Origin of the sequence: Psychrobacter sp. van23A (assembly GCF_030845275.1) — a bacterium.
GTDB classification, from domain to species: domain Bacteria; phylum Pseudomonadota; class Gammaproteobacteria; order Pseudomonadales; family Moraxellaceae; genus Psychrobacter; species Psychrobacter faecalis.
Window position 1 is genome coordinate 1,789,596 of sequence record NZ_CP132595.1, and the last position, 24,449, is coordinate 1,814,044.

At 43.5% G+C, this 24,449-nt stretch carries 22 protein-coding genes and 1 pseudogene; 10 read left to right on the forward strand and 13 right to left on the reverse strand.

Features of this window, described 5'->3' with window-relative positions:
- Nucleotides 1-89: 89 nt before the first annotated feature.
- Nucleotides 90-662, reverse strand: coding sequence for a tRNA (cytidine(34)-2'-O)-methyltransferase (locus RAH45_RS07655; protein ID WP_306495103.1), 573 nt, complete (start codon nucleotides 660-662; stop codon nucleotides 90-92).
- Nucleotides 663-916: 254 nt separating this feature from the next.
- Here RAH45_RS07655 and RAH45_RS07660 point away from each other — a divergent pair, with 254 nt between their 5' ends.
- Complete coding sequence (locus RAH45_RS07660; protein WP_289050264.1) at nucleotides 917-1,057, forward strand: entericidin A/B family lipoprotein; 141 nt, start codon at nucleotides 917-919, stop codon at nucleotides 1,055-1,057.
- Between the two features lie 70 nt (nucleotides 1,058-1,127).
- On the opposite strand, the gene hemW is transcribed toward RAH45_RS07660, so the two are convergent.
- Entirely contained in the window at nucleotides 1,128-2,450 is a 1,323-nt protein-coding gene (gene hemW, locus RAH45_RS07665; RefSeq protein ID WP_289050266.1) for a radical SAM family heme chaperone HemW, read from the reverse strand.
- Between the two features lie 284 nt (nucleotides 2,451-2,734).
- On the opposite strand from hemW, the gene RAH45_RS07670 reads away from it, so the two are divergent.
- From RAH45_RS07670 to accC, 5 genes are all read left to right on the forward strand, one after another.
- Entirely contained in the window at nucleotides 2,735-3,226 is a 492-nt protein-coding gene (locus RAH45_RS07670; RefSeq protein ID WP_306495104.1) for an EVE domain-containing protein, read from the forward strand.
- A gap of 149 nt (nucleotides 3,227-3,375) precedes the next feature.
- The gene (locus RAH45_RS07675) at nucleotides 3,376-4,416 is read left to right on the forward strand and encodes a hypothetical protein (RefSeq protein ID WP_289050270.1); all 1,041 of its coding nucleotides are present in this window, start codon (nucleotides 3,376-3,378) and stop codon (nucleotides 4,414-4,416) included.
- A 348-nt stretch (nucleotides 4,417-4,764) separates the two neighbouring features.
- The gene (locus RAH45_RS07680; protein ID WP_306495105.1) at nucleotides 4,765-6,132 is read left to right on the forward strand and encodes an MATE family efflux transporter; all 1,368 of its coding nucleotides are present in this window, start codon (nucleotides 4,765-4,767) and stop codon (nucleotides 6,130-6,132) included.
- Nucleotides 6,133-6,386: 254 nt separating this feature from the next.
- Complete coding sequence (accB, locus tag RAH45_RS07685) at nucleotides 6,387-6,815, forward strand: acetyl-CoA carboxylase biotin carboxyl carrier protein (RefSeq protein ID WP_144296917.1); 429 nt, start codon at nucleotides 6,387-6,389, stop codon at nucleotides 6,813-6,815.
- 158 nt (nucleotides 6,816-6,973) lie between these two features.
- Entirely contained in the window at nucleotides 6,974-8,341 is a 1,368-nt protein-coding gene (accC, locus tag RAH45_RS07690; protein WP_306495106.1) for an acetyl-CoA carboxylase biotin carboxylase subunit, read from the forward strand.
- A gap of 85 nt (nucleotides 8,342-8,426) precedes the next feature.
- On the opposite strand, the pseudogene RAH45_RS07695 reads toward accC, so the two are convergent.
- From RAH45_RS07695 to leuA, 4 genes and pseudogenes are all read right to left on the reverse strand, one after another.
- Nucleotides 8,427-9,269, reverse strand: a pseudogene (locus RAH45_RS07695) (IS3 family transposase); the annotation flags it as partial.
- Entirely contained in the window at nucleotides 9,254-9,772 is a 519-nt protein-coding gene (locus RAH45_RS07700; RefSeq protein WP_198328863.1) for a helix-turn-helix domain-containing protein, read from the reverse strand. The pseudogene RAH45_RS07695 and the gene RAH45_RS07700, both read right to left, overlap by 16 nt.
- 121 nt (nucleotides 9,773-9,893) lie before the next feature.
- The gene (locus tag RAH45_RS07705; RefSeq protein WP_198328862.1) at nucleotides 9,894-10,505 is read right to left on the reverse strand and encodes a hypothetical protein; all 612 of its coding nucleotides are present in this window, start codon (nucleotides 10,503-10,505) and stop codon (nucleotides 9,894-9,896) included.
- Nucleotides 10,506-10,792: 287 nt separating this feature from the next.
- The gene (gene leuA / locus RAH45_RS07710) at nucleotides 10,793-12,577 is read right to left on the reverse strand and encodes a 2-isopropylmalate synthase (protein ID WP_201541422.1); all 1,785 of its coding nucleotides are present in this window, start codon (nucleotides 12,575-12,577) and stop codon (nucleotides 10,793-10,795) included.
- A 227-nt stretch (nucleotides 12,578-12,804) separates the two neighbouring features.
- Here leuA and RAH45_RS07715 point away from each other — a divergent pair, with 227 nt between their 5' ends.
- Nucleotides 12,805-13,293 (forward strand): Lrp/AsnC family transcriptional regulator, encoded by a 489-nt coding sequence (locus tag RAH45_RS07715; RefSeq protein WP_068408697.1) that lies wholly within the window; start codon nucleotides 12,805-12,807, stop codon nucleotides 13,291-13,293.
- Here RAH45_RS07715 and RAH45_RS07720 read toward each other — a convergent pair.
- From RAH45_RS07720 to RAH45_RS07740, 5 genes are all read right to left on the reverse strand, one after another.
- The gene (locus RAH45_RS07720) at nucleotides 13,290-14,618 is read right to left on the reverse strand and encodes a YbfB/YjiJ family MFS transporter (RefSeq protein ID WP_068408765.1); all 1,329 of its coding nucleotides are present in this window, start codon (nucleotides 14,616-14,618) and stop codon (nucleotides 13,290-13,292) included. The genes RAH45_RS07715 and RAH45_RS07720 overlap by 4 nt on opposite strands.
- Before the next feature lie 119 nt (nucleotides 14,619-14,737).
- Nucleotides 14,738-16,093, reverse strand: coding sequence for an ABC1 kinase family protein (locus RAH45_RS07725; RefSeq protein ID WP_068408695.1), 1,356 nt, complete (start codon nucleotides 16,091-16,093; stop codon nucleotides 14,738-14,740).
- A 69-nt stretch (nucleotides 16,094-16,162) separates the two neighbouring features.
- Nucleotides 16,163-16,957, reverse strand: a complete 795-nt coding sequence (locus tag RAH45_RS07730) for a HesA/MoeB/ThiF family protein (protein WP_068408693.1) — start codon at nucleotides 16,955-16,957, stop codon at nucleotides 16,163-16,165.
- Between the two features lie 102 nt (nucleotides 16,958-17,059).
- Entirely contained in the window at nucleotides 17,060-17,968 is a 909-nt protein-coding gene (prmC, locus tag RAH45_RS07735; protein WP_068408692.1) for a peptide chain release factor N(5)-glutamine methyltransferase, read from the reverse strand.
- A 65-nt stretch (nucleotides 17,969-18,033) separates the two neighbouring features.
- Nucleotides 18,034-19,950, reverse strand: coding sequence for an AmpG family muropeptide MFS transporter (locus RAH45_RS07740; RefSeq protein ID WP_102077180.1), 1,917 nt, complete (start codon nucleotides 19,948-19,950; stop codon nucleotides 18,034-18,036).
- A gap of 474 nt (nucleotides 19,951-20,424) precedes the next feature.
- On the opposite strand from RAH45_RS07740, the gene RAH45_RS07745 reads away from it, so the two are divergent.
- The 3 genes from RAH45_RS07745 (at nucleotide 20,425) to RAH45_RS07755 (ending at nucleotide 22,885) form a co-directional block, all read left to right on the forward strand.
- Nucleotides 20,425-21,354, forward strand: coding sequence for a LysR substrate-binding domain-containing protein (locus RAH45_RS07745; protein WP_198328858.1), 930 nt, complete (start codon nucleotides 20,425-20,427; stop codon nucleotides 21,352-21,354).
- 328 nt (nucleotides 21,355-21,682) lie between these two features.
- Nucleotides 21,683-22,684: an LLM class flavin-dependent oxidoreductase gene (locus RAH45_RS07750; RefSeq protein WP_068408687.1), complete on the forward strand. Its 1,002-nt coding sequence runs from the start codon at nucleotides 21,683-21,685 to the stop codon at nucleotides 22,682-22,684.
- 48 nt (nucleotides 22,685-22,732) lie between these two features.
- Entirely contained in the window at nucleotides 22,733-22,885 is a 153-nt protein-coding gene (locus RAH45_RS07755; RefSeq protein WP_156508559.1) for a hypothetical protein, read from the forward strand.
- Between the two features lie 119 nt (nucleotides 22,886-23,004).
- On the opposite strand, the gene RAH45_RS07760 is transcribed toward RAH45_RS07755, so the two are convergent.
- Together RAH45_RS07760 and RAH45_RS07765 are read right to left on the reverse strand one after the other, a co-directional pair.
- A complete protein-coding gene (locus tag RAH45_RS07760) occupies nucleotides 23,005-23,964 on the reverse strand; it encodes an AEC family transporter (RefSeq protein ID WP_068408685.1) in 960 nt (319 codons plus the stop codon).
- Nucleotides 23,965-24,187: 223 nt separating this feature from the next.
- A complete protein-coding gene (locus tag RAH45_RS07765) occupies nucleotides 24,188-24,391 on the reverse strand; it encodes a ChaB family protein (RefSeq protein WP_193029968.1) in 204 nt (67 codons plus the stop codon).
- Nucleotides 24,392-24,449 lie beyond the last annotated feature (58 nt).

Below are 24,449 nucleotides of genomic sequence, written 5' to 3' on the forward strand. Positions count from 1 at the left end.
TAGCAAAAAAGCGGTTAAAGAAAATTAAACGACTGATTTTCTTTAATCGCTTTTTACCCAATCACCCTGCTAGCTTCTCTATCTCTACTCTATTTTGGGTCATAAACGGTCAAGGTGTCATAACCGATACTGCGACCTTCATCGCCGTCAAATCCTTGCTGTCGCCAAACTTCATACAAGCATATTGCCACGCTATTAGAAAGATTTAAACTGCGCGAATCCGCAAGCATTGGTAAGCGTAGCCAGTTATCAGCGCCGATATCGGTACGGATATCCTCTGGCAGCCCTGCCGTTTCAGAACCAAAGACCAGCGCCACATGATGTGATGATGGGCTATTAGACGCACTGCTGTCTAAATGCTGAGTCGTTTGTCCACTAAAATCATAGTCATAAAACGGTTTACTCAGCTTAGTCGTCAGCGCGGTGATAATCTCGCAACCAGTCGCTTGTAGCGCTTGCTTGGTCATTGCCCAATCGTCATGTACTTGCAGATGAGCGTATTCATGATAATCGAGACCTGCACGGCGTAGCTTCTTATCGTTGAGCTCAAACCCTAACGGCCTAACCAAATGTAGCTGCGCCCCACTATTGGCACATAAGCGTATAATATTGCCAGTATTGCTAGGCATCTTTGGCGCTACCAACACGATATGAATGGTCATACAAACTCCGTAAATGATTTAAGCGTATTGTCTAAACTTATATGGCAGACGTAATCAAAAGTTACAGTTTACTGCCAATAATTACATTTTGATACTGGGCACTGATTTTAACTTTGATTATCATGACCCTAATGGATAACGAGATAATTTAAAAACATTGTCCTTGTATCCTGTAACCCCTCAGTGAAACTTAAGCAAAACGCTATAGTTTACTGTTATTACTTATAAACCCTGTCTTTTTTGAGGAAAAAATTATGAAAAAATTAGTTATCGCTTCTTTGACTGCTATGTTTGTACTAACTGGTTGCAACACGTTTAAAGGTCTAGGCCAAGACGTATCAAGTGCTGGTGGCGCTGTAACTGGTACTGCACAAGACGTACAAAACAAAATCTAAGTCTGAGCCTTTTTAGACTTATGTTAAAGAAGCTTATCATTTGGTAAGCTTCTTTTTTTATCTGCGAATTTTACAAAAACACTCTTAAGATCTGATTAAGATATCTTCTCCCCAGCGCCGTTGGCTGTAAGTGTTCATGTTCATCTACCAATAACCCTTGTTGAATAAGTTGATTTACTTCTAGAGCAATATTGTCATAGCTCAGCCCTGTTCGAGCTTCAAACAAAGACCATGTCACGCCTTCACGTAAACGTAAGGCATTAAGCATAAACTCACTGACCAGCTCATCACTCGCAATTGCCTGCCAGCCGACCATTTTTGGCGCGCCCTCTTTTTTTATATTATTCCTCGTGTCGATATCAAAAGTCATATAGTCTTTTGGCATACGAGATTTGCTAAAGCGATAAATACCCGTCTCTGTTGATACCTTTTTTAATACCTCATCAGACACTCTATCAGCCGTTAATGTTTGATTTCCATATCTATCATCAATGGTGACTTTACCGTGCGCACCAGCACCAATCGCTAAATAATCACCAAATTGCCAATAATTGACGTTGTGACGGCAAGGTTTATCGGACGCACCTGCCCAGGCCGACACTTCATAGTTGTCATAGCCCAAACGCTCAAGCAATGTCTGCCCCGCTTGCTCAATATCTGCCAAACTATCTTCATCGGGTAAAATCGGCTGACTGCGATAAAACACCGTATTTGGCTCAATCGTTAGCTGATACCAAGAAATATGTGTAGCACCTGCCTCATGCGCCATTTGAATATCGTTCAGGGCTTCACTCATCGTTTGCTGCGGTAGCCCATGCATCAAATCGACGTTGACACGTTCAAATCCAGCGCGACGAGCGGCTTTAATAGCTGATAATGCTTGGGTGGGATTGTGAATACGCCCCAGCGTGGTGAGCTGGCCAGCAGCAAAGCTTTGTACGCCAATCGACAAACGATTGATGCCTACATCTAAATACTGTGCAAATGGTGCATGCTCAAGGGTGCCTGGATTGGCCTCCATCGTCACTTCAATGTCACCTGCAAACTGAAAAATCTCACGCAAACCGTTAAATAAACGCTGATACTGGGCAATGGGCAGTAGCGACGGTGTACCGCCACCGATAAATATTGAGCTGATTTCTCGCCCTTGGGTTAACGCTTGCTGTGACGCTGCATCAAGTAATAGCGTATCGACGTATTCATCATACATAGATAGCTGACTGTCCATCGGCAGCTCATGCGAATTAAAATCACAATAAGGGCACTTTTTCACACACCAAGGAATATGGATATAAAGTGCTAACGGAATATCTTTCACTATAAGCGCACTTGTTTCGTTCCGATTAGTAGCGTCAAGATTATTCGAAAAATGAGCGGATTTGATATTTGACATAAGCGGACTTATCTATAAAGGAGTAGCTGCGGTCATCAGCAGAAAGTAGCGCTAGGATAACGGCTGGGCGCGCTAAAGAAAAGCCTAATCAGCATAAATTGGCCATAAAAGTATTGGGAACAATCGGCGTTTGCAGCAATAGCTGATAGTGGTAATGCTAGATAAGCTCGATAACTACAAAGAATAGAAATGAACACACAATGAAAATAAATGATGAGCAGCTTTTAAAGCCATCACTATTAAATCGTTATGATTACACTAATAATTTTACAAGGATAAAAACCATGGCATATTGGCTTATCAAATCCAATCCTCGCTGTTTTAATATAGAAGATTTACAACGTGCGGGCACGGAGATGTGGGATGGGGTACGTAATTATCGCGCCCGCAACTTTATGCGTGACGATATGAGAGTCGGCGATACAGCATTTTTTTATCACTCTAGCGCCAAACCTTCTGGCGTCGCTGGTATCGTAACTATCAGCAAAGCTGGTTATCCCGACCCAACCCAGTTTCACCCCGAACATCGCCATTATGATCCTAAAGCAACTGAAGATGAGCCGCGCTGGTACATGGTAGATGTGACTTTTGAGCAAGCCTTTATCGATATATTGCCATTAGCGCAGCTTAAATTTTTGCCGGCGCTTGAGGATTCTTTATTGCTAAGAAAAGGCTGTGAGCAGCTGACCATTCTGCCGCTTGAACCCAAGCATTGGAACACGATTATGGATATGGCAGAAGAGCTGAATCTGTTGCCAGAGAATGATAGGATTTGACGGTAACGATGGCGTAAGAATTTTTATGGTATGAGTGCACATTTATCCACGCACATACCTGATAGATTTTGCTATATTTATGCACAGAAATTATTTTTTATTTACGCTTCTCTCTTATTGTTATAGCAATCGACCATCAGGACTCATTTATGAGCGCACCCAAGCTACTATTATCTGTGTTAACCGCCAGTATCCTCAGTCTAACTCTCAGCGCCTGCGGCAGTGATGGCGATAAAGTTAAGAAAGAATATGATCGTGTAGAAGATCAGGTAAAAGACGAATACGATCGCGTAGAAGATAAAGTCAAAGAGAAATATAAAGAGGTCGAAGATAAGTTAAGCGATGATGAAAAATCCATGGCTGAGATTTTGGAGTCGGTCTTTTTACCAGAAGAATCGCTTGATAAGTTCTTGGATAAGTTAACGCCAGAAGGCGGTCGCGGCGGTCTTTATGTGGGTCACTTTGTCGAGATTGATGATGGTGACGACAGCGATATCGATATCGGTGCGGTATACTTTGATATCAGTAAAGATGGCGCTGGTAGAGTTGATGGTAGCTTTAGTTATCAGCAGCAAGCTTGCCAAGAAAACAATGTGTTAGGTATCAATTCAGCAATTAAAGTCGACAACTATATCGCGGGTAAAGTAACGGGTAGCCTTGATACATTAAAATTTTTAGATATTAAGTATGTCAGCGATTTAGGCATAGAGACACCAAACCTATTAACAACTTTTGCTGGCAACTTTGCAAAAAATGAAGCAGGTGCGCCTTGGAAAGGCAGTTTTGAGTACCAAGACGGTCTGGGCGGCAAGAAATTATCAAGCGGGCAAGATAATTGTAATGTCAGCTATACCATCAGCGACCGCTCTAACTTTAAGACTTACCCACTTGATTATCAACTTGGCGAGCTAAACCTAGATATTACCGGTAATGGTAGTCAAAGAACCGTCATCTGGCAAAATTCTAGCAATACTAAGCACGTCTTAGTCAGTCAAATTGATGTTAATAAAGCAGAATCAGGCGCTAACGGTTATGTTCAGAATCTGCTATTGAGCAATCTTGAAACTCAGTTTGCGCCTGTTATTCCCGATCGCTCAACCAATTATGCGATTGTCGTACAAGCATTCGATGCCAATAACAGCTTGATTGGCTATCAAGCGCTGGTGCAAGATTTACCTGAATCGTTATAAATAGTTGCTTTTGTCTGTACTGCTACCCTAGCTAAAGAAGAGCCAAGTATGAACGAACACTGTTAAACCACTAACCTCATGCTTTAGCTTATTTACTATTTTTTCTGATGATGACCTGTCAATTCTACTTACAGATTGACGGGTCATTTTTCATTTTGGTCTTACCTGTTTAATTTTTTACTCTGTCGGCATGTTGATATTAATATTCATTAAAAATGGACTTGCTCATATTATTTATCGGAGTATTATCGTCGCACCAATCCTATTTCACTGTTTCGCTATTAACTTGTTGATGGCAGCATTTGCTCATCCACAATAATTACTGCAAAGAATAAAAAGTTGCTCATTATGGTTTTCCCATTATCCTTTAGAGATTTTAAAAGTTACAGCTTACGCTTAGGCGTACTCGCCCTCCCCATCTTAATTACCCAGTTTTGCCAAGCTGCGCTCGGTGTCGTCGACGCCATTATGGCGGGCAGAGTTTCTGCCCTTGATTTGGCGGCCGTGGCTGTCGGCTCCGGTATTTGGCTGCCGCTGTTTTTATTGGCAACGGGTATTTTGATTGCCACCACGCCGCTTATCGGCGAAGCCATCGGCCAAAACAATCATAGCCAAGTGCCGCATATTACCCAGCAATCGTTATGGACGGCCGGCGTCATTGGTATTCTCGGCTTTATCATTGTCAATCTAGCGCCCAATATACTTGGGGTGATGGGCGTACCTGAAAACATCCAACCCATCGCTGCGCAATATTTACATGGGGTATCGTTCGGTTTTCCGGCAATCGCGGTCTATGCCGTGCTGCGCAGTTACTGTGAGGCGCTCGGCCGACCAGAGCCGGTGACGGTTATTAGTATCATCGGGCTACTTGCCGATATTCCGCTTAACTATATTTTTATCCACGGTTTATTTGGTATGCCCGAAATGGGCGGCGCTGGTTGCGGGGTAGCAACGGCCATCGTACTTTGGATTAATGTCTTGCTGTTAGCGACATATACGAGCTTTACCAAACGTCAGCAATTTGCCAGTACGCGCTTCTTTTATGCTTTTGCCCGTCCTAACCGCACGCAAATTAAAAAATTACTAAAACTTGGTATTCCGATTGGTATCTCTATCTTTTTTGAAGCCAGTTTATTTAGTTTAGGGGCACTAGTTATCAGTCCGCTCGGTGAGATTGCGACCGCCTCGCATCAAGTGGCGCTATCAGTGACGTCGCAGCTGTTTATGATACCCATCTCGGTGGCGATGGCGCTGACCATTATGATATCCAACCGCTTTGGTGAAAAAAATCTGATGGCGCTGCGTCAAGTATTAGCCACAGGGCTTGTATGGACGGTTATCATTGCGCTGGTTTCTATGCTTGGCGTTTGGTTGTTTAGACCGCAATTGGCGGCGGCATTCACCGATAATCCTGTGGTACGCGCGCAAGCCATGCACTTACTCATTTTTGCCCTCGCTTATCAATTATTTGATGGCTGGCAAGTCAATGTCGCTGGTATATTACGCGGTATGCAAGATACCACTGTGCCGATGTGGGTGACGCTATTTTGTTATTGGTTGGTTGCTTTACCGCTTGGCGTTTATCTGGTGCGCTTCACCGACGTTGGCGCGCAGGGTTTTTGGATGGCGCTCATCACAGGCTTATTCTTATCGTCTATATTATTAAGTTTGCGTCTGCGCTATCAGCAAAAACGCTTGACAACATTATGGGCTTGATGCGCTCATACGCTTGGTTCGAACGTAGCGTCTAGTAACCATGACTGGCGCTACCTTATGACATCGACTATGATAAATCATTGAATATTTCTTACGCTTAAGCACGCTTACGTCATAATATGTAAAAAAACTCAGTTAACAACTGTACATCGATTGCTCATTGGCGTGAATATAGGTATCATTAGCAATTACCAATACAATATTTAGTTACACTATTTTTTTTCTAGAAATTAGTACAAGGCAAAATTAAAATTATGGATATTGAAAAAATACGCACCCTGATCGCACTCATGGAAGAAAGTGAACTGGTTAATTTAGAAATCAGCTCAGATGACGAACACATCAGTTTGACTCGTCACTATGATGCGCCAGCACCGACGATGATGGCTGCGCCTGCCGCAGGTGCTGCACCTGTCGCTGCCGCCGCAAAAGCCGCTGTCAAAGCTGGCAGCGTTGAAACCTCGCCAATGGTGGGTGTTTATTATTCAGCCCCAAGTCCTAATGACCCGCCATTTGTAAAGGTCGGTCAAAAAGTACAAGCAGGCGATACGCTTGGTATCATTGAAGCCATGAAAATCATGAATCCTCTTGAAGCGACTCAAAGCGGCGTCATTGATGAAATCTTAGTGGATAATTCTGAAGTGGTACAGTTTGGTCAGCCAGTCATACGCTATAAAGCGTAACGCTATCTACCAACCTTTACTTTGTAATGATTGAGACCTCGTTATTATTCATCGACATCAGCGCTCGATTTGTCTAAATTTGATGTAGCGCAGTTTGCTGTTACGATGTCCAAAATAGCGAGGCTATCAATGACTGCCGCTTTGACAAGGATGACCCCATGATAAAAAAACTGCTCATCGCCAATAGAGGTGAGATTGCCCTACGTATCGTTCGAGCTTGCAAGGCGCTTGGCATAGAGACCGTTGGTGTTTATTCAACGGCGGATGCCAATTTAATGCATCTGCGCTTTGTTGATGAAGCCATCTGTATTGGCAAACCCAACGCCAACCAAAGCTATCTCGATATTAGCACCATTTTGACCGCCGCTGAAATCACGGGTGCTGATGCTATTCACCCCGGTTATGGTTTTTTGGCAGAAAATGCTGAGTTTGCTGAACGTGTTGAAGAAGCTGGTTTGACCTTTGTCGGTCCCAATGCTGACCACATTCGCTTAATGGGCAATAAAGTATCAGCCATTAATGCCATGAAAAAAGCGGGCGTACCAACAGTCCCCGGTTCAGTGGGTGCCGTCACTTTGCATAACGCTGAAGAGCAAGCGCGCAATATCGGCTTTCCCCTCTTGATTAAAGCTGCTTCTGGTGGCGGTGGCCGCGGTATGCGCGTTGTTGAGCGTTTTGATGAGCTTATTGGCCAAGTACAAGCTGCCAAACAAGAGGCTGAGCTGTGGTTTGGTGATGATACCGTTTATATGGAGCGTTATCTCCAAAATCCGCGTCATGTAGAAGTGCAAGTACTGGGCGATGGTAATGGCAATGCCATTCATCTGTATGACCGCGATTGTTCATTACAACGTCGTCACCAAAAAGTCTTAGAAGAAGCACCTGCCCCAGATATCCCTGACGATGTGCGTCAGCCTATTTTAGATGCTTGCGTCAAAGCTTGTGAGCTGGTCAAATATCGCGGCGCGGGTACGTTTGAGTTTTTATTTGAAAATAATGAATACTTTTTTATTGAGATGAATACTCGCGTGCAGGTTGAGCATCCAGTGACTGAGATGATTACCGGCATCGATGTCGTCGTTGAACAGCTTAAAATCGCCGCCGGCTACGGTTTATCTTATCGTCAAAGCGAGATTGAAATTCAAGGCCACGCCATAGAATGCCGTATCAATGCCGAAGATCCAGCGACCTTTATGCCTTGTCCAGGTACGGTCAATCAGTTGTTTGCCCCAAGTGGCGCGGGCGTGCGTTTTGACTCGCACCTCTACCCAGGTTATGAGATTCCAAGCTATTATGATTCCTTGATTGGCAAGCTGATCTGTCACGGTCAAACACGTCAGCAAGCGATATCTAAAACCCTGCATGCGCTTGACGAATTGGTGATTGAAGGTATCAAAACCAATATATCCTTGCATCGTGATGTGATTTTAGCGGATGATAAATTTGTTAATGAAGCGCAAAACATTCATTATCTAGAAAGAGAGTTATTAACGTCTAATAAAGATAAATCTGATTCTGCTTCTTAGTTAGTCTTAGTCTTTTTGTTTAAGCAGAAATTAAAAAAAACCGCTACCTAAATGAACTGCCCCCCTAAACTTGGACGGTTTAAGTTTACAATAAGGACTGAGTTCTGTACTTAACAGGACTCAGTCCTTTTAGTTTCAGCTGAATTCTCTCATGATTATAATACTGCATAAATCTGTGAATCTGTTTCTCTAAAGCCTCAATCGAGGTCGGCTTTTCAAGATAAATAGTCTCACATTTTAGCGTGCCAAAGAAGCCTTCCATCAATGCATTGTCTAAGCAGTTGCCTTTTCGGCTCATACTTTGCTTAATGTCATTCTCTTTAAGCGTATTCGCAAACGTCTTCATCTGATAATGCCACCCTTGATCTGAGTGCAGTGTTAGCTCCTCCTTGCGCTTTGTAGGTATGCCCTTAATTGCACTATCTAGCATCTGTTTCACCAAATCATACACCGGTCGTCTTGAGAGCGTATAACTGATGATCTCATTGTTGAAGCAGTCTAGTATAGGAGACAGATACAACTTGTCCTCACCGACTTTAAACTCTGTAATGTCAGTAAACCACCTGCGATTGGGCGCTTTCGCTCTGAACCTGCGTTTGATTCTATTCTTGGCAATGACGCCGCACTGTCCTTTATAAGATCGATACTTCTGCCTTCTAATTCTTGCACTAAGCTTAAGCTGTCCCATAAGCCGTGCGATAAGTTTATGATTATAAATCAAACCTTCATTTTTAAGTGTCTGGGTGATTCTACGGTAGCCATATCGACCTTTATGGTGATGGTAGATATCACGGATACGCTGTTTAAGATCGGCGTATTTATCTTTACTAGTAAGACTCGCTCTATGGTAGTAGAAGCTGCTCCGCGCAAGCTTTGCTATGGCGAGTAGATCAGATAATGGATGATGCTCTCTTAATCCTTCGATGAGCCTTGCTTTGTCTGGTTGGCTTTCCTCTCTTTGAGCAAGGCATCGAGCTTTTTTAAATAAGCATTCTCCGCACGCAAATACTCATTCTCGCGTTTGATCTCTTCTATACTCTTTTCATGGTCAGGTTTGTCAGTGAGATAAGGATGCTTCACAGTGGGTCGTCCTTTAGCTTTAGCAGTTAAGCCTAGCATACCATGACGGGCATAGGAGCTACGCCAAGCACTGATTAAAGCAGGTGAGCTAATGTTAAACCTCAAAGCGGCTTGTGATTGACTTAAACTTTCACCTGCCATTGTGGTCAGGACTTGAAGCTTGAACTCACGACTGTAGATGGCTTTGCCAGTTTTAGGTTTGATTGCAAGTATACCGTCTTTTAAGTACTGGTTGACCCACTTAAAAACATCTTTATCATTAATATTAAAATGCTTTGCGGTAGCATAAGCGGAATGACCTTGCTGATAATAGACGATCACTCTTATCTTAAAGTCTATGTCGTATTTCATAAAATAACCCCCAAAAGTTGTGTCCAACTTATGGGGGTCAGTTCAAAAAGATAGCGGTTTTTTTATATGTCTAAATTTTATAAAGTGCTGCTTAAATTTTATAAATAACGCTAAAAGAATGCTAAGGTAATATTCTGGTGAAATTCATAAAGCATTCTGTACCCTCAGGATCGGCGCACCACTGCATTTTATTGCCTTCATGGTTCAAAAACGCTATTAATGCCTCGCCAGTTTGATCTACCTGATTACCCGAGCAATCGACTTCGTTATTATCATAAACCGTTTTTAGCGCAATAATAGGTAAGCCTTCATCACGATGGGTGACTAAGTAACGCCCGTAAGTCCACTCTTTACCACTGACTGCCCACATCTCATTATCGGCCGCAAAATTATAAATTTCCCGACATTGAGTAGACTTAGCGGTTAGCAGGTTTTTACTGCTAGTTGGCTGCACCTTGACGATACGCTTTTCATTTTGGATCAACACGCCACCCTCAGCGCCAGTGCCTACTTTTGGTTCATCAATTTTGCCCAGCTCCATCTTTGACGCCGCCTGCTTAGCTTGCGCTTCTTTGGTCATCGTGATGCCACTGTCTAAATCTATCTCCCACTGTCCGGCGATAGCGGGACTGATATGGGTGGTAATGGTAGGTTTACTAACCGCTTCACCGTTCACTGGCAGTGACGCTAAAATAGAAGCCAATGAAAATGAAGCAAAAGATATAGGTTCCATAATTAACCTTTTTTAATATTATAATAATAAATAAGACGTACATTAGCGTAAGTCTTAGACACCAAAAACACAAGTAACATTATGCTATTAGTCGTACGACTTTGATCAACCATGACCTCAACGTAACCCTTCATCAATAAATTCATGCCCAATATTGTTTTTAAAACTCACCTACCAAATATTAAGTGTATATACACAAAAATAACGCCATGGCTAATTTGCAAAAGCCATGGCGTTATAGACTAACATCGTAAATCGAACTATTTTATTATCGGCTAAAGGCGATATTAAGCAGCAACTGGACTAGCCGCTTGAGCAAAAGCAGATAACGCGCCTTTCAGCATCGCTGATACCGTGCTACTACAAGTGCCGATGCCTGAGTAAACATCACCGTCAACATTTAGTTGAATGTAAGCCGCGGCATTGGCGTTGGTTTTATTGTCATTATTGGTATCATCATCGATACCATTACCGCTGTTGTGCTGCGGATTAATCGCATGCTCAGCGTAGTTGATGACATGGATAGATTTACCTGTGTGCTGCGCAAGCCCATCAATAAACGATGACAAAGGACCATTACCGGTTCCGTCAATAGTAATGGTGTCGCCATTCATCTGTACTTGACCGTTAAAGTAGACCTCGCCGCCTTTGTTATTGACACTATAATCTAGAAGCTCGAAGCTGCCTTGCTGTAGATATGTCTCTTCAAAGGCTTGTAAGATTTCATCGTTTTGCAATTCACGAGCAGCGCTTTCCGCTTGTTTTTGGACCACGCCGCTAAAGTCAATTTGCATCCAGCGCGGTAAATTAAAGCCATAATTGCGCTGCAAGATATAAGCAACGCCACCTTTACCAGATTGGCTATTGATACGCACCACATCTTGATAGCTGCGACCGATGTGCGCCGGATCAATCGGCAGATAAGCAACGTCCCAAACGTTATTGGTTTCATCTTGATGTTTTTCATTGTAATCAAGAGATTTTTTAATAGCATCCTGATGCGAGCCGCTGAAGGCGGTAAACACAAGCTCACCAACGTACGGATGGCGCGGATGTAGGGGCAAGTTATTACACTCGCTCACCACTTGTACAATCTCGCTCATATTACTAAAATCAAGCTCGGGGTCAATACCTTGACTAAACAAGTTCATCGCCATCACCATGATATCCATATTACCCGTACGCTCGCCATTGCCAAGCAAAGTGCCCTCGATACGATCGGCACCAGCAAGCACGCCAAGCTCGGCAGCAGCTACCGCACAGCCACGGTCGTTATGTGTATGTAAGCTTACCGTGACATGCTCACGCTTGGCAATATGACGACAAAAATACTCAACTTGGTCGGCAAATACGTTTGGCGTTGATGCTTCAACCGTCGCCGGCAAGTTTAAAATCACTTCTTGGCCGTTTTCAGGCTGCCAAACCTCACACACCGCGTCACAGACTTCGACCGCATATTCCGTTTCTGTTTGGCTAAAGCTTTCAGGCGAATACTGAAATACCCATTCTGTTTCAGGATATTTGGCTGCGTATTCAACCAATAAATTAGCGCCAGCAATGGCTATTTCTTTAATTTCTGCTTTATCCTTAGCGTATACTTTTTCGCGTTGTACGCGGCTGGTTGAGTTATAAACGTGGACGATAGCACGCTTCGCGCCTTTTAATGACTCAAAAGTACGGGCAATCAAATGCTCACGCGCCTGCACCAATACTTGCAAGGTCACATCGTGAGGGACATGATTTTCTTCAATCAACTTGCGAGCAAAATCAAACTCTACTTGCGCCGCCGACGGAAAACCAATTTCAATCTCTTTAAAACCCACATCGACCAAGGTTTTAAAAAAGCGCATTTTTTGTTCAATGGTCATCGGATCAATCAGCGCCTGATTGCCATCACGCAGGTCCACGCTTGCCCAAATTGGTGATTTCTCAATCGTCTTGCTCGGCCATGTACGATCTGCTAGCACAGGAGCAAACGCAAATGGACGATATTTACGGAAATCAAAAGCGGCATTTTTTGGGGTGACTTTTGCAGGCGCGCGGTCTGCATTGCGTGTTGCTTGATTAGGCATAATCAATCCTTAGATAACATAAAGAGCTGAGTTGAAGTATAGTTTTAACTGGGCAACTAATGACCAAGCACTCTTTATCATACGAGATAATAAAAGTTTATGCCATTATAATAACAAAGTTTCTGTGCTAGAAATCAGCTTTATTTAGCTACTATTTATAAAATTTTAGTGAAATAGACCACTGTCTCACCTATAATTAGATTATTCCACTAGATAGGTGATATCCGATGTTAAATAATCATACGAACAATGTTTTACCTATAGATATTGATGCTACCGACAAACAGTTATTACGCTTACTACAAACCCAAGCACGTATGAGTATTACCGAGCTTGCCGAGCAGGTGAATTTATCGGCGACCCCTTGCGCGCGCCGTATCAAACGCTTGGAAGAAGCAGGTATTATCACCGGCTACCATACCCAGACCGATGCGCAAAAACTTGGCTATCCTTTAGCCGTTTTTATTGCGATTAGCATGGATCGCCATACTGCAGATCGCTTTGAGCATTTTGAAGAGAAAATTCAAAGTTTCGATGAAGTGGTGAGCTGTAGTATTGTCACCGGTCGCACCGAAGATTATCTAATCAAAGTACGGGTGCGTGATATGGCACATTATGAAGAATTTTTATTACATAGGCTCAATCGCATCGAAGGCGTCGCTCAAGTGCATACCAGTTTTGAGCTACGAGAAGTCTTTAGCCGTAGCGTGGTCTAGTTTGACTGCTTTTGAGCTTGACGCTGAAAAAAGAAGACTAAAACCAATCCCACTAATAAACCGCTCGCTGCGACCAATAAACCCGCGTTAAAATTATCCTGTTTCCCTGCCAGCGCTACCGTGACCAGCGGCCCTATGAACTGCCCTATGGCATAGGCCAAAGTTGCCAGTCCAATCAGCAAATTTGAGTAAGCGGGATTGATATTTTTAATTAAATTTAGCGTCATTGACACCATACCGACAAAGGTTAATCCTAAAATCACCGCATTACCGTACAAGCCAATAGCGCCATCAAACCATAGCGGTAAACACATGCCAAACGCTTGTAATAACGTCAACCCCATCAAGGTTCTGCTTTCGCCAATACGCTTGGCAAGCGCGCCCCAAATAGGGTTCGATAGCATGGCAAAGATACCAACCACCAACCAAATCAGTAGCCCTGCATAGCTTTGTGCTGTCAGGCGCTGCGTTGCCATGACTGGCAAAAAAGTCGCCGACGTAATATAACCAAACCCCGCCAGCACATAACTTGCCGACAGTAATGCAATCGCCTTGCTATGACCAGCGGCCGCTTCATATAACGAACGTTTAAAATTACGATAAGCTTGCGGTACAGATAGGTTTTGATTGTTATGGTTTAATTCGGCAGGCTTCGATTTGAGAGCCTTTTGCTGAAAGGATTGTAAATTAGAGGACGTGGATTGAGATGAGTGTGAAGCGGACGAAATCAAGCTTTGTGGTCTGATAGCATAAAGTAGCCATAATAACGGCAGACTGATAACTCCTGCTACCAGCCAAATAATATCAAAATGATAACCGAGCGTTAATAGCCACCATGTCAAGACGGCAGAGGCACTGATACCGACGCCAATCCCCGCATAGTGCAAAGCTGAGAGCACTGAGCGGCGCTCATTGCTAAAGTTTTGAATAACCAGCGATGAGCTTAAAATCATGGCCACACCGCTGGCGATACCCGATAGTAACCGAATAACATACCAGCTATTTAACGACAGATTTGGCACCACCAATAGCATGGTGGTCACGATGCTGACGGCTGTCCATGTTATGAGCATTTGCCATGTCAAACGCTGGGGCACAAACATCGCAATCAGCGCCCCAATAAAATAACCACTATAATTGACCGAAGCCAGCCAACCTGCAATGACCGTCGATAACGATAATTGCGTCATGATATCAGGTAAGGTGGCGGTAAATAAAAAGCGCCCAAACCCCATCACTACTGCCAGACAATACAACCCTATGCAAGCAATCGCCGTTTGATGGGTAATAATAGTAGCAGCACGGCTTTTAAGAGCAGTCATCATGACAGAGCCATTTTGTGGCAAAACGCCCACAATCCTTTGTGTTAAAAAAAGCCATACCTAACCAATTAAAAATAGAAAAACGTCTCAATACAACACTTACTGCTATCACGTGCTTACTACTAAGAAATATTGCGAATTGGATTGCTTGCTTGTTCAGCTGCTTTTGTCTGCCCTAGCATTTGCACGCGCTGATCGCTAAACATATCCATGTCAGGGGCAAGCGTGCGCATAAAGCGATCAAAATAGAGCATTTGCTTGGTCAATAAGGCAAAGTCACGTGGGAAATGAATACCATGACGCTTGCCGACCTCAACAATCTCTAGCATCATTTTATTGAGCTCATCAGCTTGCTCTTTACTATTAAAAGGCACACCGCTGGTAAAGGCTTTGTCTTCTGCCATGATGGTTTTCATCATACGCTGCAAATCATTGCCCAATGCCGCGACGTCAACCTGATTGCCGCCATGAGTCATTTCCATATCAACCATATGGCGCGCCATTGCTTGATAATCACTGTCTTGCATTGCTTGCATCATACCCATACAGGCGCGCCAGCTTTCCGCTTTTAATTTACCAACGATACCGAAGTCTAAGAAACCAATACGCCCATCGGTTAATAGCATCAAGTTACCCGCGTGCAAATCTGCATGGAAACTATTACACAGCATCAAACTGGCAAACCAAGTATTAAGGGTATCTGCCATCACTTGCGCCGGATCATTACAATACTGACGCATGGCGGCTTCATCTACCATAGAAACGCCGTATAAGCGGCTCATAGTCAGCACGCGCTTGGTGGTCAGCTCCTCATAGACAGTTGGCGCAACGACGCGTGTATTTCCTGATATCGCTAAAAACTGCTGAAAATCACGGATATTTTGCGCCTCAGCAATAAAATCGGTTTCGGCAAGCATCCGCAGACGAATCTCATCGATGATTGGCGCAATACTGGCAAAGCGCATCGAAGGCATTAGTAGCTCAACCAACTTGGTCATAGCGTGCAAGACGCCCAAATCGGTTTGCATAATCGTTTCAACGCCTGGTTTTTGTACCTTTAGCACTACTTCATCGCCATTATGTAAACGCGCGGCATGCACTTGGGCAATAGACGCTGAAGCGAGTGGTTTTTCGTCAATATAAGCAAAAATCTCTTCAAGCGACAGGCCAGCGGCGGCCAGCTCTTCTTTTAATACCTGTTCAATATAGGCATAGGATAAGGGCGTCGTTTGATCTAAACAGCTTTGAAACGCCTCTACATATTCGCGCGGAAATAATGACGGCGTACTGGCGATAAACTGCCCGATTTTAATATAAGTCGTGCCCAATTGCTCAAAGGTTTCTTTTAACAGCATCGCATCGGGTTTTTCACCCTTTGCCACTCTCAGTGCTGACAAACCAGCAACGCTTGCGGTTTGGCGCACACGATTAACGACATTAAAGGTATGCTTTAATAAATGCGGACGATGAATTTTCATAAAAAAACAACTATGGTAATAAAAAGGAGGTTATGAGGATAGGAAGAGTTAAAAAGCTTGAGCAACTTGCTAATGTTTGGCACAAATCGGACAATGCACATCTTTGCGATAGCCCATCAGTCGTTGCTGCATCTGGCTACCATCCCATATTAACAGCTTATTTGTCAGTGGATTTTTGGTTAATCCTAGATATTGTAGCGCTGCATTGGCTTGCAAGTTACCCATAATAGCGGGCGTAGTGGCGAGTACCCCTGAATTGGCACAAGTACGTTCATCCGCTGCTGCATCGACTGTTACCGAACCAAAGACGCAATGATAGCAGCCGGTATTTAAGTGCGGCTCATATAGTGCCAATTGTCCTTGCGTGGCTATCGCTGAAGCTGATAATAACGGAATCTGGTAACGCACACTAATGCGGTTGATGATATCGCGAGTGGCAAAATTATCCGTGCAGTCTAAAAGTAAGTCAGGCTTACCAGATGCCATCTCAAGCAGCTCATAAGCATTGTCTTCACTCAATCTGGCCACGGTCCCACGCGCCCTAACCAAAGGGTTAATTTTGTTCAGCATATGAGCCGCTGTCAGCGCCTTAGGTTTGCCAATATCTTCAGGTAAAAATAGCGTTTGCCGTTGTAGATTACTGGCTTCAATCACATCATCATCAATCAGCTGCACTTGCCCAAGCCCTGCCCGCACTAACATCTCAGAAGCAGGACAACCGAGACCGCCTGCGCCAATCATCACGACTCGCGAGGCTTTTAAACGTAGCTGCGCATCGATATCCCAGCCATCAAGTAATATCTGCCGCGCATAACGCAGCAGCTCTGCATCTGTTAGCTGTCCTGTTTCTTTGGAGTGCGTCATACTTTCTACCACTATTTTTCACCACAAGTTATAAGCAAAATATCCATTATTAAAAACCTATTCTTAAAGACTCACCTTTAAAAACGTACTCTTAAAAACCAATTATAACAGCTGACCTAAAGTCACCCTGTCATTACCGCCAAAGTCCTGCACAGTATGAACAGACTCAAAACGATTGTCCAAAAATAGCTGACGAACTTTCGCACCTTGATCAAAACCATGCTCAATTGCTAAAAGCCCACCTTTACGTAAGTGTTGCGGCGCCTGCTTAACAATATGCGCTATATCGGCAAGTCCATGATTGGGGGCGCTTAAGGCGCTAATCGGCTCGGCGACCAGTCTTGCTAAATGCTCATCTTCTTCATCAATATAAGGCGGATTAGACACAATCACATCAAATAATGGCTCATCCTGAGCAGACAGCACTTCATACCAACTGCTTTGGATAAACTTAATATCAGCAGCAACCTCATTTACCATTGCATTATGCCTAGCGACTTTTAACGCTTCTAGCGATAAATCAACGGCAACCACTTGCCATTTCTCAGCCTTATTGTTTGGCTGACGCTTATCTAACTCATGCGCGAGGCTAATCGCTATACAGCCAGAGCCAGTGCCCAAATCTAAGAGGCGATTTGGTTTATTATTGCCATCGGCACTTTTTGGTTGAGAGTTTATCCAAGCTAATACTTGTTCGATCAATACTTCAGTATCGGGCCTCGGTATCAATGTATGCTCATTGACTTTAAAATTCAGCGACCAAAATTCTTGCTGTCCCGTTAAATACGCCAAGGGCGTGCCCTGCTGCATCTTAGTCACACCCGCATGAAATTGCGTAAGCTCGCTATCGGTCAGTTGATAGTTTTCATCCGTGATTAAAAAAGAGCTTGGCTGCTCAATGACAAACAACAACCAATCAGTGAGCCAAAACGAGGGCAAATGACTGCTTGCAGCTGCATTCGTCAATTGCTGAATTTTTTGTTTTATTTGCCCAATGGTAGCTGCTTTCATAGATAACTCGTAAAATTACTGTTTACTAAATAAGCCTGTTGAACTGGCTATATGTCATGCATTAACTACTCTGAAGCGCGGGGCGGCTCTTTGGTATCCGTTAGGTTTGGATTGGCTTTGGTTAACTTATCGCCAATACCGCTGCCGCCTTCACCATCGCTATCGCTATCGCCATAAATATCGTCGTTATCACCAATAACGATATATTTATCAACAAAGTAAATCAGCGCTAAAATTGGAATACCAATCGCAAAGGTAAAAATAAAGAAGAACGGATAGCCCATACTATCAACGATAGAGCCCGAATAGCCACCCATGACTTTAGGTATCAAAGTCATCAATGAAGAAAAAATAGCGTATTGTACCGCGGTAAAACGTATAGAGGTCAATGCCGATAAGAAAGCAATAAATACGGCGCTGGCAAGACCAGCGGCTAAATTATCAAATATCACCGCCATATACATGATCGGCAAGCTGCCAGGGTTGTAAGTCAGCACCACAAATAATAAATTGGTCGCACAAGCGAGAATAGCGCCAATCATCATGGCGTGCATGATACGAAAACGCTGCGCCAACAGCCCACCTAAGAAACCACCAGCAATCGCCATAATGACGCCAACCAGTTTGACCGCATTGGCAATATCGGTTTTACTAAAGCCCATGTCTTGATAAAAGACGTTTGATATCACCCCTGCCACGATGTCTGAGATACGATACAAACCAATCAAGGCCAATAACAATAACGCCTTTTTACCATAGCGTCTAAAGAAATCTAAGATAGGCTCAATCCAGGTTGCCATCGCAATTTCTTTTTTCACCAGACCGACTTTTACCAAGGCATAACCCGCTGCCAGCGCTACGGCTAAGCTTGTTAGCAAATGCAGCGTCTCACTGATAAAGCTGACAAACACGCCTTCAAACTCAGGCAATCCTTGTCCTATCAAAACATAGGCGGCGATAAATGCGACGACGGCAAACACAAACAATAAAACCAATCTGACATAGTCTTCGCGGGTTTCAGCCACTAATGGCGCTTTATTAATAATTTTAGGTTGATTAATCATAAAATAAAGCAGCAGCAATGGCGCACAAGCAACCAATGCTAAAAAGTAGAACTTAATGCTCGGCATGGCTATCAGCGGTATCAGCGCAATGCTACTATCAAAAACTTTATTAATCAGAATATTGACAAGATATATAGCGCTAAACAACAACGCCGGTATTAATAGTAACGCTGAGTAAATTAAGAAAACTTTGAGGTTGTTTCTTTGCTTATTATTTTGCAGAATCTCAGCGGTTGGCTCATAACTGGCAAAGGTGGTCAATATGCCTAAAGTCATCACTCCGGCCATAATATAATAGGTATTACGCCACGCTTCATAACTATAAAAGCTTTCCGTTGAACCAAAATAATCTGCTAAATACAGCGCACCTGCCCCAGCGACAATCATACCAATGCGGTAACCTGACACATAAATAGAGGACAAAATAGACTGCATCGATGGCGGTGCCAGCTCAATGCGGTAAGCATCAATAACGATATCTTGGGTGGCAGAAGAAAATCCCAACAAAACTGCCGCGCCCGCCATATAAACCAACACGTCTTCGCTGATAGGGTTGACCGTCGCTATCAAAAAAATGGCCAATACAATCAGCAGCTGCGATACCACCATCCAGCTACGGCGGCGACCTAACCATTTGGTCAAAAAAGGGACCGGTAGCGCGTCGATTAATGGCGCCCAAATAAACTTAAATGAGTATCCCAATGCTGCCCAGCTGAACATGGTGACGACACCGCGGTCAATGCCTGCTTCTCTTAACCATAACGACAGACTGGAAAAAATCAGCAAAATGGGAATACCGGCCGAAAACCCTAAAAACAGCATGATAATAACGCGCGAATCTAAATAAGCCTTGGCGGCTTCTGCCCATGATTTTTCGGCAATCGGTTGTTCAGGCGTTACAGGTTGGACAGCAGACATAATCACTCACCAAAAATTGAGATAAAAAACACAACTGCGCACAATTTTTATCAATCATTTCTCAGTAATACGGATAAAAAGGATCGATAAAAATTGCTCAGCGTTGCACAAAAACCATCGTTAGCACAAAATTGAATTATGGTACTTGAGAACGCTAACCTTGACTAGATGTTTTTGCATTAACTTAATAACCATAGCATTTGGCAACACCATTTATTTCAATACGGTAACGTCGTGTATCAGTAGCTCACCTAAACATTAAAACAATCTTTCTCTCGTTGTTTATTGCTTTAAACATCTATTGTCAATTTAAGAAAAATAAATTACTCTATATTCCAAATTAGTATAAATTCATAGCCATTTATTATATACGAGAATAATAACTTTGATTTACACTAGCGACTTATTGAATACTTGTAGTTTTTTACTTTTATATACAGACGAGGTTTGTATATTTATATATAGGGTTAAATGATGGCAATCGACGTAGTGGTCAATCAGCGGCATCTACAAATCCAGCTCAAACAGTTGGAAACAGTGTGGCATACGGTAATCAATGGCTATAATTTGAGTCAAGCAGCTACCGTGCTGCATACCAGCCAATCGAGTCTATCAAAGCATATCGCGGCACTTGAGAACCAGCTTAAAACCGAAGTGTTCGTGCGCCAAGGCAAACGCCTGACAGGGCTGACGACCATGGGCACGGCACTCATGCCGCATATCGAATCTATCTTTGCTGAAATCCGGACCATCGAAAACCTCAGTTTGGATTTTAATAATCCCAATATTGGCACACTGACCATTGCGACCACGCACACGCAAGCGCGTTATGTATTGCCAAAAGTGGTCAAAGAATTTAAAGATCGTTTCCCTAAAGTTAATTTAATTCTGCAACAAGCAGATCCCGAGACCATCGCCCAGATGGTTATTCGTGGGCAGGCGGATATTGGCATTGCGACCGAATCTTTGTTGCACAATGATTATCTACGCTGCTACCGTTATTACGACTGGACGCATCGGGTTATTGTACCGAGCGACCATGAGCTGGCGGGTTTAGAATCGATTGATTTACCAACCCTTGCTAGCTACCCGATTGTGACTTATCACGGCGGCTTTACGGGACGCGGCGCGATTGATAAAACCTTTAGCGATGCAGGCCTTGAGCCTGATATCGTACTCGCCGCCCTTGATGCCGATGTGATTAGCACTTATGTTGGATTAGGATTGGGTATTGGTATTATCGCTGAAATGGCATTTGAGCCAAGCCATTATCATAATTTAACCGCCATTCCTGTCAATCATTTTGGGCGTTTTACCAGTTGGATGGCGGTACGTGATGATGCAGAAATCCGTCAATACGGACGCGCCTTTATGGAGCTATGCCAAAAGCAATTTAGTCAGTAGTTATTAACTGAGCCAGTAGCTTTTTAAGGAGTAGCTTTTTAAAACTCAGCGCTTAAGCAATTCGTAATAACTTCAAGCACTTAGCTTAATCATCGTTTTTCTCATAAATACAAACGGCACCGTTCTCAATAGATAGCGGTGCTTTTTTGCTCTTATATACGCCGCAAATTATTATGATTTGTTACTATCTTAAGTGCTGACCTTTATATTCTCTATAACTGCCCCATCATATGAGCTATTGAATCATCAGCCTGCTTTTCATTCCTGATATTTAAAAACTAACTATAAAAACGTCGTTACAAGGCGACAACTTAAAAATAGGTGAATCATGAGCAACACAATTCCATTATCATTTTTAGATTTAGCACCCGTACCCGAAGGCAAAACCATCGCTGAAGGCATTGCCCAAACCGTTGCTATCGCGCAGCAAGCAGAAAAATCTGGTTTCAACCGCTATTGGATGGCCGAGCATCACAATATGCCGGGTATCGCTAGTGCAGCGACATCGGTGCTATTATCGCACATCGGTAGCCAAACCAAGCGCATACGTATCGGGGCTGGTGGCGTCATGCTGCCCAATCATGCACCGCTTATCATCGCTGAGCAGTTTGGCACTTTACAAGCGTTATACGGTGATCGTGTCGATTTAGGTCTAGGCCGCGCGCCAGGTACCGATGGTGCAACATTTCAGGCGCTGCGCCGTCAAATGCAAGATGCTGATCGTTTCCCGCAAGACGTCCAAGAGCTCATGTATTTCTTAGGTGATGGCACCGATGACAGTCCTGTGCAGTCATTCCCAGGGGCGAAATCAAACATTCCTATTTGGATATTGGGCTCGTCACTGTTTGGTGCCACTCTAGCGGCGCATTTGGGCCTACCATACGTTTTTGCCTCGCATTTTGCGCCGCAGATGATGACACAAGCGATTAATGCCTATCGCGAACAGTTTAAACCATCGGCGCATCTAGATAAGCCTTATGTGATGCTGGCGGCTAACCTGCTACTGGCTGACGACGACGCAACTGCTCATTATCACTTTACTTCAGCACAGCAAAGCTTTGTCCGCTTGCGCCGCGGTGAGCGTGGACAAATGCCAATGCCAACTCATGATATGGATAACATCTGGAGCCCGGCGGAAAAAATGATGGTAGACAACGCTTTATCGGTGTCATTTGTTGGTTCTGTCGAAACGGTCAAACCAAAACTGGCAGAATTTATCGCAAAGTATCAACCAGATGAGCTGATTGTCACTGCCAACGTTTACGATCAAGCAGCGCGTCTGCGTTCACTTGAACTTACATCTGAGTTAAACTTGTTTACTTTACAATAACCTGCGCCGCTTGCATAATTATTGATAAACCTTAAGGAGATTATGGTCATGGAACCTTCTGCCTTTATCGGCTCATCAATATTTTTATACATCGTCGCTTTTATTGTGGTCTTGATTATTGGCGGTTATTTGACGTATCGTGTTAGCCCTAAACGCAAACATCGCCGCGTGAATAAGCATGATAAAGACAATATGAGATAACGACAATAAATGTTAAAAGTCCCCTTTTCCAATTGGAAAAGGGGACTTTTTTATAACGACTGTTTTTATTTTTATTAAAAGCGAAAGCATTTCTCATATACCTAACATTATTATCGATGCTATATCCACCCTAATCCGCGTAATATCGCCGCGCCAATCGCCATACCAAACATTGCCACCACGGTGGTAAATGCTAAAATATTGGCCGCCAATATATCATTACCGCCCATGGCTTTCGCCATCACATAACTGGCCGCCGCCGTCGGTGACGCCACCATCAAAAACAGCACGCCCATATGCACGCCTGATAAGCCAAAACCCAATCCGACTGCAATAGCGATTATAGGCGCAATCACAATACGTCCAATACTAGCTTGCATAGACAGGCCAGATGGATGCAACATCGACTTTAAATCGATACTTGCACCCGCGCAAATCAGTGCCAACGGCAATGCCACCGCTGCCAATAAGTCGCCAGTCGTATGAATAACTCCGCTAATAGGCGGTAACGGCAGGGCTTTATAAGCAAAAGCTGCGACCAAGGCGATAATTAGCGGATTGGTAAACAGCTTTTTGACAATCATTATGCTGCGACTGATCCACGTATCGTCCGCGCTTTTAGACACCCGGCTTAAGGTAATGACCGCTAAGATATTAAATAATATCGTCACCACCCCCATATAGACGGCACCAATACTTAAACCCTGCTCGCCGTAGGCATTAGCGACGGTTGCCAGACCGATAATCGCCATATTACTGCGAAAGATACCTTGTACAAACACCCCTTGGTCGGCAGGCTTATCGACAAAAGCCTTGGCATAAATTTCTGCGCCTATAAACAAAATAAAGGTCACGACAATACCAGCAATGATTAAAGTCATTTGTTTGGCATAATCGACCTCACTATCAACCACGCTAAAAAACAGTAAGCACGGCAAACAGTAATTAAAGACAAAGCTGGATGCTTGATCGATAAAAGCTTGGCTTGCCTCGCCGCGCCTTTGCATAAAAAAACCCAACCCCATCAAAACAAGGTTGGGCAATACGATGGTAATGGCAAAAATAATAGCAGCGGTCATAAATAAGCTCAGGTTATGAATATATCCAAAGCTATATTGTTAAATAAACAGCAATGGTGAGTAGGTATTTTAAAATGGGTTAGCTTGGATAACGGAAAGCTATTTTATTATAGTGTATATAACGCCGCTATTGCTGATTTGAATACGAGGGCGTGTTCTCAATTCAATCGATGTATATCTAAATGGGCTAAAAATGGTTAAAATTTTAAAATGAAAACACGCCCTAATCAGACTTTTTCACCCACTTGCCGTCCGAGTTTTTCTCATAACTGTTTTCGACAGCGGCCCATGCGGTAGCAAACCAGCGTGATTCATCGTCATATTGTTTACTGGCGCTATTGAATGCGGCCAAAAAGATTTCTTGCGCATGCTTTGGCAGATCATCTTTTACCGAATCGGGTAATTCAGACAATTTATCGTAAGGCATAGATTTTCTCCTTGTTATTCACTTTTAATTATTTTTAAAGCTTTCTATTTTTTAAACC